The organism is Pontibacter harenae, assembly GCF_020907245.1.
Taxonomy (GTDB): Bacteria; Bacteroidota; Bacteroidia; order Cytophagales; family Hymenobacteraceae; genus Pontibacter; species Pontibacter harenae.
Genome location: NZ_JAJJWH010000011.1, coordinates 1 through 19,552 on the forward strand (window position 1 = coordinate 1; position 19,552 = coordinate 19,552).

The window sequence follows — 19,552 nt, forward strand, 5'->3', positions numbered from 1 at the left end:
TGGAACTCCAAAATCGCCAAAAACGGTATCAAATTAGGACCTAATGGCTCAGCACCTGCCACGCCGTCTAACCAAGCTCCTACTGTAAACCTTACTTCCCCAGCTCAACAAGTTAGCATTACTCAAGGTAATACAATTACAGTATCTGCCAATGCAAGCGATGCTGATGGATCCGTTACCAAAGTTGAGTTCTTCCTTGGTTCAACAAAGATTGGAGAAGATGTTACAAGCCCTTATAGCACGTCTTTAAGCGCTACAACACTTGGCACTTTTACCCTTACTGCAAAAGCAACTGATAACAAAGGAGCTGTTAGTACTTCAAAAGGAGTTAGTATAAGTGTAGCACCTGCAACAAGTTCAGCTACCCCGTCAGCTACTCCTACAGCTACACCTTCAACAAGCACAGCTGGTACTGGCAAGATTACTAGAAACTTCTGGAATGGTGTACATGGATCTTCTGTAGCAGAAGTACCAGTAACAACCACACCATCTAAGGTAAGCGAACTGACATTGTTTGAGACACCATCTAATGTAGGTGACAACTATGGTCAGCAGGTTGTAGGATATGTAACAGCACCAATCTCTGGTCAGTACACGTTTTGGATTGCAGCAGATGACATGGCTGAATTGTGGTTAAGTTCATCAGAAGACCCGAATGGTAGGGCGAGAATTGCAACTGTATCCCAATGGACAAACCCGCGTGAGTGGACTAAAAACAAGTCACAGCAGTCGGCTAAGATTACTTTGGAAGCAGGCAAGCGTTACTACATCGAAGCCATACACCTTGAAGGCGGCGGCGGCGACAACTTAGCTGTTGGATGGCAGTTGCCAAACGGAGCTTATGAGAGACCGATAGCAGGAAATAGACTGTCTACGCTAGATAGTTCTGCACCTGCTGCTACTGCTCCGACTGAGCCTGTATCTATATCGACAACAGCCACTGGTAAGATAACCCATGAGTTCTGGGATGACATACGCGGAAGTTCAATCAACGACATATCAATGGATGGTACTCCAACTAAGGTAAGAGAACTAAGCCTTTTTGAAGCGCCTTCTAATGTTGGTGACAGCTACGCACAGCGTATAAGAGGATACATTACGGCACCAGTATCTGGACAATATACCTTCTGGATTGCTGCAGACGATGCGGCAGAACTTTGGTTGAGTACTTCAGAAGACCCAAACAAGAAAGTAAGAATTGCCTACGCACATTCTTGGACATATGCCCGCCAGTGGGATAAGCATCGCTCACAGCAGTCTGCAAAAATTACATTGGAAGCAGGCAAGCGTTACTATATCGAAGCCGTGCATAAGGAAGCCTATAGCAGAGATAACTTGGCTGTAGGATGGCAGTTACCGAATGGCACAATGGAGAGGCCAATAGCAGGGAACAGATTATCGCCTGTTAAAATTGAAAATGTTTCAGCTTTAACAGCAAGTGGATCCATTGAATTTAACCCTGAATTCGAGACTGCTACAGCCTATCCAAATCCATTCAATGATGTGATAACGCTGGACCTTGGCCAGGACAATGTTAAGTTGCAAGAGATAGTTATTCTAAACCAAACAGGTAAAGTTGTTTATGAACAAAAGAACAACCTGGAGTTAGAGAACAATAGCTTAGAAATAAATTTGTCTGCACTGAATTTAGCCAAAGGTCTTTACATACTGAAGTATACAGATGACCAAGGCAACAGCAACAGCCTTAAAATAATAAAACAGTAGCAGTATACTACACAGAATAAAAAGAGGCCCTCGAATATCGAGGGCCTCTTTTTTGTTTTAGGTTTACCACAATCTATTAAAAATACCTTTTCAGTAAAGTCCTGACTTTACGCATTAGCATCAGTGGCAAATCTGATAAGAAAATCACACCCTCTTCAAAATGCGTCTTGCCTTAAAGTATAACAAGCTTCTTACTTACAGATTTTGCGTTTGTGATAACAGTAACATTATAAATACCAGGCCGCAATTTTCCGTTTATAGGCATCCTAAGAGTTAGAACACCTTCAGCGTTTGTTCTTACCTGCTTCTCCAGCATCTTCTTTCCTGAGAGGTCGGATAAAAGAATGGTAGCGTCTTCATCTGCAGCAAGGTCTGCAACCTCAACTGCAACTTCACCATTTACAACAGGATTAGGGTATAAAGTAAACGAGGTAGTCGTTAAGGCCGAGTTTTCTACTGTAACAATAGTAGAATAGGTGTACAATCCGTCTTGTTTGTTTATTTTAAGGCGATAATATCCCATCTTCTGCAAAGGCTCCTTATCGCTAAAGTTGTAAGATGATTTGTTGTTTGTATTACCAATTGCCTGCAAATCACCTATCGGTTCAAAAAACTCTCCGTCAACAGATCTTTCAATGCCAAAGTTGCTTAGATTTACCTCGTTCATCGTTTCCCAAACCAAATTAACCATTCTGTTTCTGAAGTGGCCTTCAAACAAGGTTAGCTCTGTAATAGCATTGAAGGTACTTTCAAACCGATTAACTATTTCTGCATCTGTAAGTGCCCTTCTGAAAATTTTCACCTCATCCAGATCGCCTGCAAAGCGGTAACCATGCTCTCTATTCAGGTAGCCGATATTAACGCTAGCAACACTTGAGAATCCTTGTTGGTACGCCACTTGTGCCTCAGCAACTTTGGCACCATCCACAAAAAGCTTATTCATTCCTGTTTCTGCGTCACGTACTGCAACTACCTGGTGCCACTGTCCATCTGTTAGCAAAGGTCCTGAGCCTCCAATCAAGGCACCGTCGTAGTCCATCTCCCGAAGCTGAAACATCGCCTTACCACCAGCATTAGTACCTAACCACCAATGCACATTAGAATCTTTCGCATCCCGCCCAATAAAGACTTGGTTATCAGCAGCAGTTGATGTTCCTCTTACCCATATTTCAATAGAAAAATTTACCTCTGGACCCCAGTTAAAGTTTACACTCTCGGCCACATCTAAGCCATGGTTCTGCCCGTCGAAACGCTGGCCACCTGAAACGGCCCCCGATATAGCCGTTGGTTTAGACACATCGGTGGCTGTGGCAAAATAAGGCGTATAATAGTCCCTGTATCTGGTGCCAGAAGTTTCGTTCAACATCCAATGGTGCACAATGCCTGCCTGCTCGCCTAGGCTTCGCTTCACATCAACTGTAAAAGCCTGCTCATTCTGCCCTTCGCTGTTAGCAGCTCTTACTACAACATTAAAGCTACCTGCTGTGCCTGGCATCCAGGTGATGACTCCAGTTGAGGCATCGATGTTAAGGTTCTGAGGACCGCTTACTATTGAATAAACGGGCAAAGGTTTACCAGTGGCATTTACATCGTATGTATATCCTTGGCCTGCTACAGCATGCGTTACAGGGGTAGTGGTAATCAATGGTTTCACAGTTTGCGGGCCGCAGTAATTTCCAGCGCCACTGTTGTAACGCGATAGTACCAGTGCATTGTCAAGGCCCCTGTTGTAGAACATTACTTCATCCAACACACCTTTAAAATGGTAACCATCATCGAGTTTCAAATATCCTATGTTTACAGGAGATACGCTTGAAAAGTCTGTTTTGTAGAAGTATTCAAAATCTGCGATTGCAAAACCGTCAACAAATAACTTGTTCCTGTTGCTGCCACCTTCTCTAACAGCAACTATATGGTGCCACTTGCCATCGTTTATCTTGGGGCCTCTGTCTTCCGTCATGGTAAAACCGTTGTTCTGCTGGTCCCATAACTCGAAGGCAGCATAACCGTTTTGGTTCATGCCAACCCACCATCTCATTCTGCTGTCGGTAGCATTACGGCCTACCATTACCACATTGCCGTTAGGCTTGTAATCCGTCTTCACCCAAAACTCAACCGAAAGGCTTCCTGCTAACGGAAAGTTAAAGTTCGCGGTGGTTGCAAAATCAATTTCATCAGTACCATCAAAAAGCTGTGCTCCTGCAAAAAGACCAGCAACAGGAGTTGGACAGGTAGTACAAGTTGCCTCTGTGCCTGTAACATAGTCTGTATAGGCAGTTGCGCTATTGCCATCTTCGTCTAAGCCAAAGTAGTGCGTTAAGCCACTCGGGCAGTCAGTCAGCTGATCGGCATCAGATTGACGTGCTTGCGCATCAGTTCCAGTAAGGCTCATAAAAACCATGGCCATCACCAACACTAAGAAGCAAGTGCAAAGCGGTTTAACCGCCGTACTTCCTGTGTTATTAGCGTGATAGTTAGAGCAAGGTTCATCCTCTGAAAGAAGATGAAGTGTGTGGTAAAGTTTCGTCATGTTAAAATAGATTATAAAGAACTTAACGCCTTTTAAAATCAGGTATGAACTGTAGTAGTGGAAACAAGTTTTGCTTTCAAAATTTGAACCTGCCTCTTATACTAGTCGTGTTTATTTACAGTATAAATGAGCCACAAAGATTTATGACTTTATTTATAGCAGTACCTATTTATAAGAATTCAATTATATTACGCCTTTTTTAGAGGGAGGTTTAAAAGTCTGGATCAATTTTTATCCTCCTACATGATAGATGCGGCACACACACCAACGGAAGCAGTTTAACAGCTATCTCGGAAGCTTTGGAACATTATCACAAACAACACATTATATATGATTCTGCACCAAAAACTTAGATTTTTCCGATTTTTGAGGAGTTGAAACAGTCAGTATATACAAGCCTGTGGGCAGCTTGTGTTTGAAGTGAATATCCAAACTCAGATTCCCACTTGCACCAACTCTACTTATTTGTGTTTCTACTTGCCTGCCCAGTACATCTAACACTGCAACAGAGGCCGCTTCGTTTGGCACATACCCTGTTGCCTCTAGCAAAAGATGCTCGCCATCAGAGGGATTAGGGAAAACTGCCACGGGCTTAATAGTTACTTGCTGCTGCACAGCCACTACGGTAGAATAAGTGTAGGTACTATCGAAATCTACCTGTTTTAACCTATAGTAGACTGTACCATTAGGTGCTGCTGCATCTGTAAAAGTATAACTATGGGCCTGGGTGCTTGTACCTGCACCTGCCACCTTCCCTATCGCTGTAAAGTTCCGCCCCCCTAGGCTGCGCTCCACCACAAAATGGCTGTTATCTTTTTCGGAAGCTGTTTTCCAATTTAGAACGACCTTATTAGAGACTTGTTTTGCGTTAAAAGAAACGAGTTCTACGGGATAAGTGGAAACATTCAGTGATTCTGCCAAGCCGTTGTACCATTCAACGGCCATTTTTTTGTAGCCGCTTGGGTTTAAATGTCTAGCATCTGCCATGTCAGTATAGTCATAGATGATTTCGGCTCCATTTTCCATATCCACTTTTAATAACCCATCCCCCAAAGTGCTAACTCTCCTATCTACTAAATTCCGTACATTAGTATTGTAGGTAGGTATTTTTTCATAAATTTCAGGCACATCATCCTTAATACCAAGAATAGTACTTGCTACAACAACAGTAACTTCTTTTTTTACTCTTTGCTCATAAGCATCTACTAATTTAAGTATTTCCTCTATTGAGCTTTCATCAGTACTTGGACTGTTTGTACCAACATGCAGTAATATTATGTCTGGCTGGAAAGCATCTAAGTAAGGTCCTGTATAGTAGTTTCCATCTTCAGAGCAGTTAAGCTGGGTATTATTTTCAATATTATATAAAGCAATATCCTCACATGTAATTCTAAAACTTATATTATCCCAACCTCTAGTCCAATGACTTTTCGTTAGTATTTGACCTGCTAACTCATTATCGGTGATACCACCAAATCCAGCATGATCAACGTCAAAGCCTATACCAGCGTCTTTCTCCCCTCCTAAAGCATAACTCATCCCTGACTTTACTCCTCCTACAAAATTCACACTCAGACCATTCTTCTTTAGCAACCTGAACAGTTCTAGTCTATAGGCAACCTTCTCTCCTTCGTCTGTTAGATTATTTCTTTCTCCATCCGTGTTAGAATCTCCCATAGGCATAATTCTATATGTGTAGTCTTTTGCCAAAGTTGTACCTTCCATAACAGGACTAGGGTTTGAGTAAGCCTCGCCATCATACGACCTAACACGATAGTAGCTAGTGTAAGAATCTATTAAGCCAGTAACTCTGTATGAACTTGCAGTTCCAGCCACTCTTCCTATTTCCTTGAACTCACCGTCTAACGTCTCAGAACTTTCGATCACATATTCTGTTACTCCACTACTTGCAATATCCCAATGAATACCCAAAGCCCCAGCCAATGAAGGGGCTATCCAAACATTTTGAGGTGAGGGCTTAGGTAGCCAGGTTGGCTGTAGCCTTTCACTCAAAACATCAAACCACACATTAGCCATTTTTGCGTAGCCCTTTGAGTTTAGGTGTAGAACATCAGCCATGTCAGTATAATCATAATTTATTCCTGCACCATTTTCCATATCTACTAACGCTATATTATCGCTAGCAGCTTTACGTTTAGCTACTAGATCATTAAATGCAGTATTGTATGCAGTAGTATTGTCTATATCAATTTTATTATCTTTACCATTATTTATGTAGTACATTCTGTTAATTATCCTAGCAAGAACAACAGTTACTTCCTTATTATTTTCTTCTGCATAGGAATCTATTCGATCAAGAATCCTTTTTAGATCATCAATTTGTTGGGTATAACCTACATTATTTGTTCCTATGTGTAACAAAATTATATCTGGATGATACACGTCTAAGTAAGAGCCAGTATAAGTACTCCCATCCTCCTTCTGAATCAGATTATGTGTTCGATAATCGGTTTCATTTTCTCTTTTCCAGTACTCTGTCCAGGAGCTATGCTCCAGCACATCTACAATATCCTTGTTTCTGGCTCCTGGAAAGCCAGCGTTATCTCCATTAGCTTCATTATTACTGTTATACACAAGTTTACTACCAGTATCTTCACTTCCAACATACTCAAATTTTGTACCCTGACCTCTTAAAAGATCCGCTAGTTTCGCTCTGTAGGAAGTAATTTCGTCTGTCGGTGCAGTACTACTGCCAGCAGCCCCATACGTATTCGAATCCCCCAACGGCATAATTTTATAGGTATAATTCTTCGCGTGCGTAGTGCCCTTTACAGTCTCACTCCACCCAGAGCAGTCGCTACCGTAGCATGCCTTCACTTTATAGCCAAGTGTTTGATCAAAACTTAAGCCTGTGTGGCGATAAGTAGTAAGAGGGACCTCAACAGTGGCCAGGTCTGTGAAGGATTCAGGATTATCGGGTGTGGCCGAAGATTGGATAACATAATGTGTAGCATCTGTTACTGCAGTCCATTTTATACTTAAAGCACCTGCCAACGAGGGCATCACCTTCACGCTTGTAGGTGCGCTGAGGGTTCCTAAAGTCTTATCTGTCTCAGTTGTAACAAAAGATGCTTTAGCAGCTAAATCAGCATACATTTTTGTAGGGACAACTGAGGCAAAAAAAAGGCTAAATGCAAAAACAAACAAATGCCTATAGGGATAAGGGTGCAGCATAAAAACAGCAGATATATATTACCATATAGCTAGACGTGAATACAACAGAAACGTATCAGGCGCAATATGGTTTTGATGTTCAAACTACATTTTTCATAAATAATGCTTTTTTATTAGTTTATATAACAATTCAACTCCTCCACTGGATATAACTATCTAGACAATGCTGTCCATTACATCGGTAAAAAAATATATACCCAAATACCCAACCTTTTGGCGTAACTTCTATATAATATAGAGAATTTCATTTGCACATAAATATCTGCAAGGTATTGGGATGCTACAGAGCGTGTAGCCTTGTATTCGATGCTTTAAAATTTTATCTAACACCCTTACGCATTGCTATATGTTATTTAACTCTACTGAATTTTTTATTTTCTTTCCAGTAGTAGTAACACTATACTTTCTTACCTCCTATAACAGGAGGTGGATTGTACTGCTGCTAGCCAGCTACTATTTCTACATGTCTTGGAAGCCTGCCTATTCTATCATCCTAATGGCTTCCACTCTCATAGATTATTTCTGCAGCCGTGCCATGTCCAGGTACTCGGACGTGGAAAAGCCGAAGCGCAAGCCTTACCTCTACCTAAGCCTGCTCTCTAACCTAGGTACCCTCCTGCTGTTTAAGTACTATAATTTTTTTAACGAAAGTGCCCGCGACATGGCACAGCTGCTAGATATGCAGTATGCCATGCCAGCCTTTGAACTGCTGCTGCCTATGGGTATTTCCTTTTATACCTTCCAAACCATGAGCTACTCCATAGATGTGTATCATGGTCGTATCAAAGCAGAAAAGCACCTGGGTATTTTTGCACTCTTCGTTACGTTCTTTCCGCAATTGGTAGCTGGCCCTATAGAACGGGCAGGCAACTTGCTGGGGCAATTGCACCAACACCATGAGTTCGACTACAGCCGTGTTGTTTCAGGGCTAAGGCGAATGGCCTGGGGCTTTTTTAAGAAGCTCATGATAGCCGATAACATGGCTTTGATGGTAAACCAGGTGTACAACAACCCTAGTGAGTTTGAAGGTATCTCGCTTATCTTGGCCACCATTTTCTTTGCTTTCCAAATCTACTGCGACTTTTCTGGTTACTCTGACATTGCCATTGGTGCCGCTGAGGTGATGGGCTTTAGGCTGATGGAAAACTTCAGAAGGCCTTATTTCTCTAAAACCATATCAGAATTTTGGGGCCGCTGGCACATCTCGCTTTCTACCTGGTTTAGAGACTACCTCTACATTCCGTTAGGTGGTAACCGTGTAGTGAAATGGAGGTGGTACTATAACCTGGTGGTCGTGTTTATAGTGAGTGGCTTCTGGCATGGTGCCAATTGGACATTTTTAGTTTGGGGCGCTCTGCATGGCCTCTACCAAGTATTTGCAATAGTTACCAAAGATCAGCGAAACGCCGCTGCGCGTGCCGTTGGTCTTACAAATCACCCTACGCTTTACAAGTGGATACAGGTAGCCACTGTGTTTGCTTTAGTTTGTTTTTCCTGGATATTCTTTCGGGCAAACACCATCGGAGATGCTTTTTTTGTTATAGAGCACAGCTTTACGGGCATCGGCAACATCCAGCAGCTCTTTGCAGCCGTAAACCTAGAGCACATCCTGTTCATGGATCAAGGTTTTAAAGTGTTTGCGGTGTCGGTACTCTCCGTTATGGTTATGGAAACTGTGCATCTTCTGGAACGGCATGGCAGTCCGTCGAGGCTTATACTACAACGGCCTGTATGGGTAAGGTGGGGGGTTTACTACCTGGCAATTATAGCTGTACTTTTATTCGGGCAGTTTGGCCACCAGGAGTTTATTTATTTTCAGTTTTAAAAGAATTAAAGGTTATGCAACATAGAGGCGTAAGAAAGCTACTGCTTAAACTAACCTTGCTACTACTTCCTTTTGTTATGTGGCCTCTGATAGAGGTTTTCATACTTCCCATGAACTTCTTCACTTTCAGGATCTGGGAAACAATATCGGTGAACACCATGAAGGTAATGCCTGGGCCTTTCTACCCAAACATCTACATGAAAATGGAAGAAGAGGGAGAGCTTGCCCCGCGCACACAGTTTTCTGAAAAGCGACTGGTGGAGTGGTACACAGATGAGTACGGCTACCGCAACAGAGACTCTAAATGCGATGTGTTGCTGATAGGCGACTCCAACATAACCGGAGCAAAGTTAACCCAGGATGAAACAATGGCCGAGGTACTCGAGCGCATGCTTCAAAAAGATGTGTATTCGTTTGCCCCCGCTACCATGAACCGTTTTTTGGCTACTGAAAGATTTCAGGAAGACCCGCCAGAAGTTGTGGTTGTATCCAGCATAGAACGGCGTGTGCCTGAGTTACCTGCCGTTGGAGCCAATGGTATAAACTCAAAGCTGAGAAACATAACAGGTACCATCATAGGCTCTTCTCAAATATTAACTTCTTTTGCAGTTACAGCAGACCGTGTCTCGAAGCTAGGCCTCTACCGACGCACCCTTGCCAACATAGACAGAAACTTAGGCAACAGAGATTATATTGTCTACAACAACGAGCTGTTTATGGAAGGTGAATATGCCAACAGAGAATACAGCGAGGAAGAGATTATGCGTATCTCAGATGTTCTGGAAGGTTATAAAAATGCCTTAGATGAGAGAGGCATCAGATTTCTTTTTATGCCGATTCCCAATAAAGAAAACGTCTACTACAAAATGCTACCCTCTCAGAAAGAGGCTACCTTTTTGCCACGACTTTTTGCAGAACTTGAAAAACGAAACATACCGTATTTAGATACACAAAGCACCTTCAGGCAACTGCACGAGCAGAAGAACATGGCTTTATACCCTAGAGACGATGCGCATTGGAACGAGAAAGCTGTGGAGGCTGCCGCAAGTTTATTAGCAAACGAACTGCAGCCACAGCATTCAAAGAAATCAGAAAAAAAACATTTTGTAAATTTAACTAAATAACAACGGCTATAACTGTTTATAGCTACGTATAGATATTTAGTTGAGACCAGTAAGGGATTAAGCAGATGAAAATAAAAGTACTGTACACAAAAGGAAGCAAACGCATTAAGAAAATACTAGGAAGATTTATACCCTATAACACCAGGTATAAACCCACAGGCGTTTGTAAAATCAACCAAGAAAATCCTGAGCTGTTAAAAAAGAGTGAAATAACAGTGCATCCTGTTTATCCTAACCTTGTTACTTCCCTAGATATCTCAGAAGATCTCTTTGATGCTATTTCTGATTACTGGAAGCCCCAGCGTCAGGTAACGACTGACTATATGGTGGTAGACGTACCTATGGGCAGGTTGTACACCGATCATGAAAGCAGTGTAGCTATTATTACACGTTATAACAAGGTAGTTGAGAATGTGTCGCTAAGCCTTACAGGAGGAAAAGTGACAGAACCGAACCTAAACAACATTTTTGAGCAACGCTATTTTGTTGAACCTACTAAGTTTGAGGGCACCGTGTTTTCTTTGCTAACAGGAGGTGCAGGAATAAACAACATTAGCCACTGGTTTGTTGATGTGCTGCCTCGCTTACATTTGCTAAAGCAAAGTGGGCTATACGATCAGGTTGATTGGTTTTTAATGCCAAGCCTGCGTTACGATTACCAGCGGGAAACCCTAGAGTTATTGGGTATACCTGCAAACAAGTTGATTGAAGGAGATAAACATATCCATATTACTGCAGACCGCATTCTAGCTTCTACTGCTCCCCGAGGAAACCACACGTTGGTGCCTACTTGGTTGTGCCAGTACATTAAAGATTCTTTTATGCCTTATGCTGATGAGCAGGATGTTTCCTCAGCAACAGAAGAGGCGCCTTATCTTTATATTAGTCGCAGCGATTCGAGCATACGCAACGTTCTAAATGAAAAAGAACTGCTAGAGGCCCTAGAGCCTTATGGTTTTAAAAATGTAGTTTCCAGTAAGCTAAGCATTATAGAAAAGATAAAGCTCTTTTCGCAGGCGAAAGTAGTTATGGGTGCATGCGGCGCAGGACTTATTAACATGCTCTTCTGCCAGCCAGGCACTAAGTTAATCGAGGTATATAACGAAGGGTTTATTTTAGAGCCGTTCTACGACATTGCTACGAAAACTAACCTGGATCACCAATATGTTATCTGCAAAGGAAACAAAAACGTAAAAACCGCTGACCAGGGCATGAAAGAACATGTTGTATTTGAGATTGATAAGATACTGGCCCTGTTGCAAGAATTAGATATACCTACAAAAGAAGAAACAGTTGAGGCTGAAATAGATGCAGAGAAAGAACAGGAGCAGGCATTACAGAGCTAAGGCGTTAGAGAGTTGTAGGGTTAGGGAGTTAAAGAGTTTAGCTGCAATCGAAACTACAGGAGTACATCAACTGACACAATAGAGTAGCGTTGAAATTTAGCATTGAACGCTACTCCATCAATAAAACAATTTACGACCAGCTGTGCTTAAGAGTTAAAGCTTAGTTCAGCAAGCTGGCTTCTGTGGGTGCAGGCGCAGATGAGGTGTGCTTCTTTTTTTCCGTGATCACATCCTCGTATATCTTCAGCAACATGCGGTAGTTCTGCTCAGGGGTGTAATAGGCTTCATAACTAGCTCTGGCTCCTCTTCCCATTTTTTCTACCAAGGCAGAATCTTCCAAAATAAGCTTAACCTTCTGAATAAGTTCCTCTGCGCTACCTGGAGTATAAAGCAACCCATTATAGCCCTCCTGCACCAGTTGGGCTGCTCCACCTATGTTAGCACCCACCACAGGCGTTCCTGTAGAGAAAGCTTCAATAATGGACATACCAAACATTTCGGGCCACTCCGATGGAAACACAAGTGCTCGGCAGTTCTTCAATTCCTGCACTACGCTATCTAACTTCTGATAACCCAAGTATTCTACATGAGCATGTTTAGCCGCATGCTCTTCTACCTCCTCCCGCAATGATCCATCTCCAATAATCTTGAGTCTGAAAGGATACTTTTCACTTGCTCTTAACAAAGTGTCTACTCCTTTTTCTGGAGATAGCCTGCCTACATACAGCAAAAAGTCTTCTCCTTCAGAAGTGCTTAAACCTAGATCTGCCGTAAAGTTTGGTTTCACCACAAGCTGTTGCGGTTTTAGGTTTAACGAAGAATTCAAAAACAGCTCGGCTGCACCACTAGTTAACGTAATAAAACGGTCAACATTCTTTTTCCAGGTCCCGAGCAGTTTATGAACACCCGTTGCAAGAACCACAGAAGCCGTTTCGACTTTCGAGTTTCGATAAGCGCCTTCCATTACTGCGGCCATAGGGAAAATCTTCTGCACATTTTCCATGTGCACCCGCCCGTTATAATGGAGGTAGGCACTTGGGCAAATTAGCCTATAGTTATGCAGCGTCATTACCACGGGCACCTTATGTTTGCGGGCAACATAAAAAATTGCTGGCGATAAGAGCGGAAAGAAGTTATGCACATGCACCACATCTGGCTGAAAGGAAAGGATCTTCTTTTCTAGCTTATTAGCACTGGCCGTATTATAAACAACTCCTAGTGCAGATTTTAATTTTTCAGACAAGGTATTGACGTCATTGTTTGATACCGTCAGCTTTTCAACCTCGTGACCATGTTGCTCTAGCAATGCTGCCTCGGCAAAGAAAACTGTATCTTCCCCCGCCGATATCTTATAATGATTGTGAACAAGTAGTATGCGCATGTAAGGGTGTTAGTGTAGTAGTTATTGCAACAAATCTATCGCGTAATGCAAGTGTCGTCTTGAATGCCTTCATTAAGGCAGCTTCCTTTCACAAACATTACGGATTGCACCTGCAGGTCGTTGTCTTGGTTGTTCCAGCTGCCTTCTTGCTCTGTGTTTTTGTGTTTATGAAATTTCACTAGCCCATTTTTGATAGCTCAATACTGCTAACTGAAGCTGTAAGAATTCTAGTGTAAGTTCTACTAAGAAGAAGACGATAATTCAATTTATACTTGCGGTATATGTTTCCATTATACCCTCTACTTTCTTCTTTAGGCGCTTCAGATCAACCAGCAGGTTTAGCTTCATACCTTGCTTTACGCTATTTGCCTTTGCATCTGCCTCACAAACTATGTGCGTGTACTTTAAACCCACTTTACTAGCTAGATCGTAATAAAGCGGCAGTACGTACCCCTCTGGAAACAATTCTACAACTGTTGCTCCTTTGCTACAGAACACTAGATTTGCAAGGCCTGCGCCATGAGGTGCTACTATAACCTTAGCTCCAGCAAACAAGCGCGCCTGCTCTGCCACAGAATACTCCCGCAATTGAACCTCTTTAAACCCAAACTCTTTTAGAGTCTGAATAAGCTCAAGTTCATTTAGTATGTTTCTGCTGTTTGCGTCGGTACGGCTTATGTACATAAATGGAATCTCCCCCACTTCTTCAGACGCAGCAGGCAGAAAGGTTTTCCGAAGAAAATTGCATGCCCACTGCGGAATGTGTTCTGGAAAGCGCACATAAGAAGACGCTAGCAACAAATCAGTTTGAATATGTGTGTGCAGGTGCCCCTCCACTATTTTACGATCCTCTATTCCTAATAGCCGCAGTGTCTCTTTCTGGAAATCATGCTTCACACTCGGCACAATAAACCAATCAACTCTATCGAACCAACCGCTTTTTTGTAAAAGATCAAGGCGTGGCAGCGCATCGAACATCCAATGGAAATAGTTATGGTCGCCACTGCCACCAATCAGAATATGAAATGCTACTCCCCTAAGCTTCTTCGGCTTTGTAAAGTAGTTTCGCTCAAAAATATAGTTGTTTTCAGGCCCACTTCGGCCTAATTGTAACGACACCTCGCCTATTACCTTATTATCGTCAGAAATGACCGCTACGTTAGTAATTCTATTTGTATGCAGCCTTCCATTAGGCACCTCTACTACAAACGACGGAGGTATAGATTCTTTGGATTCGTAATTAAGATAAGAAGGACTATTCTCGCAGAAATCTTCTGCTATGTGCAATGAAGAAACACATCCTGGATATATCTCGAGGTATTCAGGGTGCCTCTCCTTATCCGCTACCAGATAGGCTTTAACAGTAGGGTATACTCCTTTGGGCTTGTAAATGCGGTTATAGGGAATAATTTTCACTAGCAAACTTTTCAGCTTTGCTACTATTCTTTTAGCTAAGTACCACATCGTTTTGTTTCCTCACATGTACATATTTGCATGCCACTCCCTTTACTCTTCATCAGCTACTTTAATCCCTGATTCAAATAGTGCCAAACCGAAGCATGATTTAACACGAGAAGACAAGTCAAAAATTTGTACGATTCCGTCTATACGATGTTTGGTGTATGCTCAGTAAAGTATTGCACTTTTCCCTTTTAGAGCATATCTAGCCCACAAAAAATATGCCTACAGAATTTGATAAACTACAAAAAATTTCAGCCTCCATAGCCAAACACCTAGTCAATATTCGACTAGGTGTTTTAAACCCTTTTAACTATGAATATTTCACTTGCTTAGAGGAGAATAAAAGAAAAGCTGCCAATATTTAAATCAACAGCTTTACATAATCAAGAGTTTAGGTACATATTTTAGAAGAAAGGATGAGATTTATCCTTCTCAGAAATAAGCTGTGGCTCTATTGGCCATTCGATGTTGAAGGCAGGATCATCCCAACGCAAGCCTTTCTCAGAACCAGGGGAGTAAAATTGTGTTACCTGATAAAAAGCATCCGTATTATCTTCTAAGGTAAGGTAGCCATGTGCGAAGCCTTCAGGCACATAAAGCATACGAAAGCTATCTGCTGTAAGCTCCACTCCTACCCACTGCTTGTAAGTTTCAGATCCTTCTCGCAAATCAACAATCACATCGAAGAGTGCGCCACGCGTACAACGTACTAGTTTTGTTTCTTCGTTAGGAGCTAACTGGAGGTGCATGCCGCGTAGTGTCCCTTTTTGGGGATTATGACTTACGTTTGCCTGCACCACATTTACGTTTAGTCCATATTCTTCAAACTCGCGTTCGCAATAAGACCTTCCAAAAAAACCTCTTTCATCCTCGAGGCGCTTTACATCAATTATGTATGCTCCTTTTAGTTTCGTTTCTGTAAATATCATGTTTTGGTGATTAGGCTGTTTTTACTCTGTTACCGCCATAAGTACTTTGAGTGCAGCGTTATCTCTATTTAGGATTTTGTCTGAATCTTCAATACTAGTTAACATTTTCGGAAGATTCCGCAGAAAATTACTGTAGCCAACCTCTTCAAACTTCACTTCAACAAAAGTGGCAGCATTGAACTGCATAGCCACTGGATTAAAAGCAGCGTATTCGTTTTTAGCATGCAATGAAGGGACGTACCATCATACTACAGCTAGAGAAAACAACTTTTAAATGCCTGAAGCCTTGACCATTTCAGATACTCGTAAACTCTTATAAATTTACACCCAGTGTTATACCTCCTGATAATGCCCTATTGGGTAATTCAAAATGGCTGAAAAATACAGGGTAGTAGCTATGAATTCCAGTGCATCAGTTGGCTCAGTCAGCACATTACGACACACTCTATTAATTTATAGCTTTGGAAAGCATCTTGTGCCAAACATTCCATGGTGCCTTTCCGCTTTGCCACAAATCCTCTAACAGGTTTCTATCACGTAGCGTATCCATTGGCTGCCAAAAGCCTTTATGCCTAAAAGCAGAAAGCTCCCCTTCCTCGGCTAATTTCTCCATAGGTCCTCGTTCCCAAATGGTGCTATCCCCTTCTATATAGTCGAAAACTTCGGGCTCTAATACAAAAAAGCCACCGTTTATCCATGGCATCACATCCCCTTCTGGCTTTTCTTTAAACTGGTTTATGCGTGTTTCTTCAGAAGAAAGGTTAAATGCGCCAAAGCGACCTGGCTGCTGTACGGCTGTAAGTGTGGCCAACGTACCATTTTGCCTATGAAAATCTAAAGCTTCAGAAATGTTGACATCACTTACACCGTCACCATAGGTCATGCAAAAAGTGCTGTCTCCAACATAGTCTTTCACACGCTTCAAACGACCACCTGTCATGGTGCCCTCACCAGTGTCCACCAAGGTTACTTTCCAGGACTCCGTGTTGTTTTGATGCACCTCCATGCTGTTCTTGCGCATGTCAAACGTTACATCAGAGTTGTAAAGGCAATAATTGGCAAAGTATTCTTTTATGATATGACCTTTGTAGCCACAGCAAATTATAAACTCATCTATGTTATAGTGTGAGTAAATTTTCATGATGTGCCACAGGATAGGTTTACCACCAATCTCCACCATTGGCTTTGGGCGTACACCACTCTCTTCGCTTATTCTTGTTCCGTAGCCACCTGCTAGTATAACTGCTTTCATGAATGTAAAAGGTTAAGGTTATCTTTTGTTAGACTGAACCCCTATTATGTGTTATTCCAAGGAATTCAAGTTCTATAAATTGATACGGTAATTACTATATTTAGATGTTTTTTCAAGTACCTTTTTAAAACATTTTAATTGGCGCTCTATTCCAATGTAGGCACACTTATACAGATAAAGTACACCTCTAATTGCCATCAAACGGCACAACTGTATAAATCAAACTATAAGAAGGTATCTGTTTTAAATATTATTGCTTCAAGGCGACAAGCTTAGCTTTCGCCTAAAATATGATGGGTTTCAACTGGATTGGAATAAGTGCAATTTTAGCTTTGCACTTCTACCTTTGAGTATTTTGGAATTCCTTTTTACCCACTGCTTTTTGCAACAACACTTTCAGCGTTAGCAAAACAAAAAGACTATTTGTGTGCAGGTATCGTTTCCAAAGCCTGCCTGGCTCCTGGTATAATCTATACACCCACTCCAAAGATAAATCACGCGCCCATTTAGGAAGCCTTTTCTCCAGTCCAGCATATGTCATATAAGCCTGACCTACTCCCAACATACACGCTTTTACGCGTCCTTTATGATCAGCCATCCAACGCTCCTGTTTTGGGCAGCCCAGAGCAACAAACACCAAATCAGGATTCGCCTCATTGATCATGTTCACAATAGACTCGTCTTCTTCGTCGCTGAGCTTTCGGAAAGGAGGCGAGTACGAACCAGCTATCTTCAGGTTTGGCAAGTTTTGCTGAGCTGTATTTACAACAGCACTAAGCACTTCGTTTGTGGAGCCGTAAAAGTAGACTGACTTGCCACGCACTGCTGCTTCCTGTAGCAGGCGCGGCAGCAGATCCATACCTGCCACACGGTCCTGCTTACCTCCATAAAGTAGATTCATCAGTTTCGAAAGCGGACCTCCATCAGGAGTAGCCACATTTGCTTGGTTAAGTATCTTGTTAAAAGACTTATCCTTATAAGCCTCAATTAACATATGCGCGTTAGCAAAGCACACATAAGAAGAAAGCTTGCTCTCAGTTAACCAGAAAATGTGTTGTACAAAGTCATCGAAAGAACCTGCAGAAATAAAGGATTTGAACAACTTACGCTTTTCCTTTAGAGGCGGCATAGCTGCAGGAGCCACAGCATGAGTATCTCTAGTATGCATTTTTCTCTCCTTTAATCATGTTCCACACCGTCAGAAAGATAATTTTCATATCCATCATAAAGCTCCAGTTTTCCATGTACTGAACATCGTACTCTACACGCTTCTCCATCAACTGCAGTTCTTTTGTTTCGCCACGGTAGCCACTAACCTGCGCATATCCTGTAATACCAGGCGTAACAAAGTGTCTTATATGATACTTTGATATAAGCTTTGAATAATGATCTAACTGTGACACCAGGTTCGGACGAGGGCCCACTACGGACATATCCCCTAAAAGCACATTAAAGAACTGCGGTATCTCATCTAGGTTAGTCTTTCTTAAGAAGCGACCAACACGCGTTACCCTCGGATCGTCTTTTGTAGCCTGCATCTCAGTTTGGTTGTTCACAAACATGGTTCTGAACTTGTAGCAGACAAAGAGTCTGTTCTTCTTACCTGGTCGCAATTGCTTGAAGAATATAGGACCTTTAGACTCTAAACGAATAGCTATGGCTATAATAGGTAGCACAATCGGGAAAAGAAGGCAGATCACCATCAAAGAGAATGCTATATCGAAAACTCTTTTAACAGCCCTATTCGACACCTGCTCCAACGGCTCCTTACGGATACTAATTAGCGGGATATTATGATAGAAGTACATATTCACCTCTTTCTCAACGATACCACTGAAGTCCGGCACTATCCTGAAGTACATAAAGTTATCATCAGCAAAGTTAGACAAGTCATCGATTTGTTCCTTGTTCGTCAGGGGCTGAGCATAGTAAACCTCATCAATGCTGTTCTGAAGGCAATACTCCTTTAACTCATCTATAGAGCCAACAATTTGGCTGGCCACGGGGCTATTCTTTTCTACATTGTCATCGAAAAAACCCATAAACTTTGCACCTGGATTGTCGTGCGTGTTAAACGTCTGGTGAAGTGCCATGGCAGCAGGCCCTGTACCAACAATCACAAAACGGGTATAAGCCATGTCTGACTTGGTGAAGTAGTTAAAGAACTCCATCAACACCAGGCGATTAATGATAATGAGTAAGGCAGTGCTTATATAAGTATAGAGTAAGAGCAGTCTAGATATTTCCTCCAGATTGAAAACTACAATACAGCTTGCAAGCAGAAACGCATGCAGCACAAAGGCATTGATAAGATTTGCTAACTTCTTTTCTAAAGGTATTAAGCTGTCGATTCTGAAGACAAAGTTCGAAAACCCTGACACAACCCACCAAACTAATGCAAATAGCACGAAAAACACACTGTATTGGTGCTCTAACTCTAGATTTCCATATCTAAAATAGTTTGATACCTTAAAAGAGAAAGCTATAAGAGTGATATCGAGTATTAACAGAACGACTCTATTAAAACTGTAATAGTGACGGTATTTATTCATAGCTTTATGTTGTACTTATTTATTCATATATTAATTTAATCTTACTGTAAGTCTAAAGTATTTTCCCTGGCAACAGATGCACTCTCCACAAATCATTCGTTATACATAACGCTGACATTTATGGCTTACAATAAAGGTTTCGAAGGCTGTTTATTGTAAAGTGAAATATTACTTGTAAAAGATTATCCAACTTCAATTTGCTTTCGACACCTTATCATTTTTGTATTACTTT

13 protein-coding genes are annotated in these 19,552 nt (G+C 41.8%); 4 read left to right on the forward strand and 9 right to left on the reverse strand.

From position 1 onward, the window contains the following. On the forward strand, positions 1 to 1,725 hold a 1,725-nt coding region (locus LN893_RS07845), incomplete at its 5' end, for a PA14 domain-containing protein (RefSeq protein ID WP_229969257.1). A gap of 172 nt (positions 1,726 to 1,897) precedes the next feature. On the opposite strand, the gene LN893_RS07850 is transcribed toward LN893_RS07845, so the two are convergent. Then, the gene (locus LN893_RS07850) at positions 1,898 to 4,255 is read right to left on the reverse strand and encodes a LamG-like jellyroll fold domain-containing protein (protein WP_229969258.1); all 2,358 of its coding nucleotides are present in this window, start codon (positions 4,253 to 4,255) and stop codon (positions 1,898 to 1,900) included. A 324-nt stretch (positions 4,256 to 4,579) separates the two neighbouring features. Next, positions 4,580 to 7,372, reverse strand: a complete 2,793-nt coding sequence (locus LN893_RS07855) for an SGNH/GDSL hydrolase family protein (protein WP_229969259.1) — start codon at positions 7,370 to 7,372, stop codon at positions 4,580 to 4,582. Positions 7,373 to 7,796: 424 nt separating this feature from the next. Here LN893_RS07855 and LN893_RS07860 point away from each other — a divergent pair, with 424 nt between their 5' ends. The 3 genes from LN893_RS07860 to LN893_RS07870 all read left to right on the forward strand — a co-directional run bounded on the left by LN893_RS07860 (position 7,797) and on the right by LN893_RS07870 (position 11,745). Then, a complete protein-coding gene (locus LN893_RS07860) occupies positions 7,797 to 9,275 on the forward strand; it encodes an MBOAT family O-acyltransferase (protein WP_229969260.1) in 1,479 nt (492 codons plus the stop codon). Positions 9,276 to 9,385: 110 nt separating this feature from the next. Next, a complete protein-coding gene (locus LN893_RS07865; RefSeq protein ID WP_229969261.1) occupies positions 9,386 to 10,399 on the forward strand; it encodes an alginate O-acetyltransferase AlgX-related protein in 1,014 nt (337 codons plus the stop codon). A 65-nt stretch (positions 10,400 to 10,464) separates the two neighbouring features. Beyond that, the gene (locus tag LN893_RS07870; protein ID WP_229969262.1) at positions 10,465 to 11,745 is read left to right on the forward strand and encodes a glycosyltransferase family 61 protein; all 1,281 of its coding nucleotides are present in this window, start codon (positions 10,465 to 10,467) and stop codon (positions 11,743 to 11,745) included. Positions 11,746 to 11,905: 160 nt separating this feature from the next. Here LN893_RS07870 and LN893_RS07875 read toward each other — a convergent pair whose 3' ends face one another. The 7 genes from LN893_RS07875 to LN893_RS07905 all read right to left on the reverse strand — a co-directional run bounded on the left by LN893_RS07875 (position 11,906) and on the right by LN893_RS07905 (position 19,320). Beyond that, entirely contained in the window at positions 11,906 to 13,126 is a 1,221-nt protein-coding gene (locus LN893_RS07875) for a glycosyltransferase family 4 protein (RefSeq protein WP_229969263.1), read from the reverse strand. Between the two features lie 35 nt (positions 13,127 to 13,161). Next, the gene (locus LN893_RS07880; RefSeq protein WP_229969264.1) at positions 13,162 to 13,305 is read right to left on the reverse strand and encodes a hypothetical protein; all 144 of its coding nucleotides are present in this window, start codon (positions 13,303 to 13,305) and stop codon (positions 13,162 to 13,164) included. Positions 13,306 to 13,387: 82 nt separating this feature from the next. Continuing rightward, positions 13,388 to 14,542, reverse strand: a complete 1,155-nt coding sequence (locus LN893_RS20705; RefSeq protein WP_229969265.1) for a glycosyltransferase family 61 protein — start codon at positions 14,540 to 14,542, stop codon at positions 13,388 to 13,390. Positions 14,543 to 14,991: 449 nt separating this feature from the next. Further along, entirely contained in the window at positions 14,992 to 15,516 is a 525-nt protein-coding gene (gene rfbC / locus LN893_RS07890; protein WP_229969266.1) for a dTDP-4-dehydrorhamnose 3,5-epimerase, read from the reverse strand. Between the two features lie 448 nt (positions 15,517 to 15,964). Beyond that, the gene (gene rfbF / locus LN893_RS07895; protein WP_229969267.1) at positions 15,965 to 16,768 is read right to left on the reverse strand and encodes a glucose-1-phosphate cytidylyltransferase; all 804 of its coding nucleotides are present in this window, start codon (positions 16,766 to 16,768) and stop codon (positions 15,965 to 15,967) included. Between the two features lie 340 nt (positions 16,769 to 17,108). Then, positions 17,109 to 17,936 carry a WecB/TagA/CpsF family glycosyltransferase gene (locus LN893_RS07900; RefSeq protein WP_229969268.1) on the reverse strand — a complete coding sequence of 276 codons (828 nt, stop codon included), beginning with the start codon at positions 17,934 to 17,936 and terminating at the stop codon, positions 17,109 to 17,111. Further along, the gene (locus LN893_RS07905; protein ID WP_229969269.1) at positions 17,926 to 19,320 is read right to left on the reverse strand and encodes an undecaprenyl-phosphate glucose phosphotransferase; all 1,395 of its coding nucleotides are present in this window, start codon (positions 19,318 to 19,320) and stop codon (positions 17,926 to 17,928) included. Before LN893_RS07905 ends, LN893_RS07900 begins: the two co-directional genes overlap by 11 nt. Positions 19,321 to 19,552: the final 232 nt, after the last annotated feature.

Excerpts from the sequence above, each read along its gene's own strand:
- LN893_RS07850 (WP_229969258.1), bottom strand. The coding sequence starts at position 4,255 with ATGACGAAACTTTACCACACACTTCATCTTCTTTCAGAGGATGAACCT.
- LN893_RS07855 (WP_229969259.1), bottom strand. The coding sequence starts at position 7,372 with ATGTATGCTGATTTAGCTGCTAAAGCATCTTTTGTTACAACTGAGACA.
- LN893_RS07860 (WP_229969260.1), top strand. The coding sequence starts at position 7,797 with ATGTTATTTAACTCTACTGAATTTTTTATTTTCTTTCCAGTAGTAGTA.
- LN893_RS07865 (WP_229969261.1), top strand. The coding sequence starts at position 9,386 with ATGAACTTCTTCACTTTCAGGATCTGGGAAACAATATCGGTGAACACC.
- LN893_RS07870 (WP_229969262.1), top strand. The coding sequence starts at position 10,465 with ATGAAAATAAAAGTACTGTACACAAAAGGAAGCAAACGCATTAAGAAA.
- LN893_RS07875 (WP_229969263.1), bottom strand. The coding sequence starts at position 13,126 with ATGCGCATACTACTTGTTCACAATCATTATAAGATATCGGCGGGGGAA.
- rfbC (WP_229969266.1), bottom strand. The coding sequence starts at position 15,516 with ATGATATTTACAGAAACGAAACTAAAAGGAGCATACATAATTGATGTA.
- rfbF (WP_229969267.1), bottom strand. The coding sequence starts at position 16,768 with ATGAAAGCAGTTATACTAGCAGGTGGCTACGGAACAAGAATAAGCGAA.
- LN893_RS07900 (WP_229969268.1), bottom strand. The coding sequence starts at position 17,936 with ATGCATACTAGAGATACTCATGCTGTGGCTCCTGCAGCTATGCCGCCT.
- LN893_RS07905 (WP_229969269.1), bottom strand. The coding sequence starts at position 19,320 with ATGAATAAATACCGTCACTATTACAGTTTTAATAGAGTCGTTCTGTTA.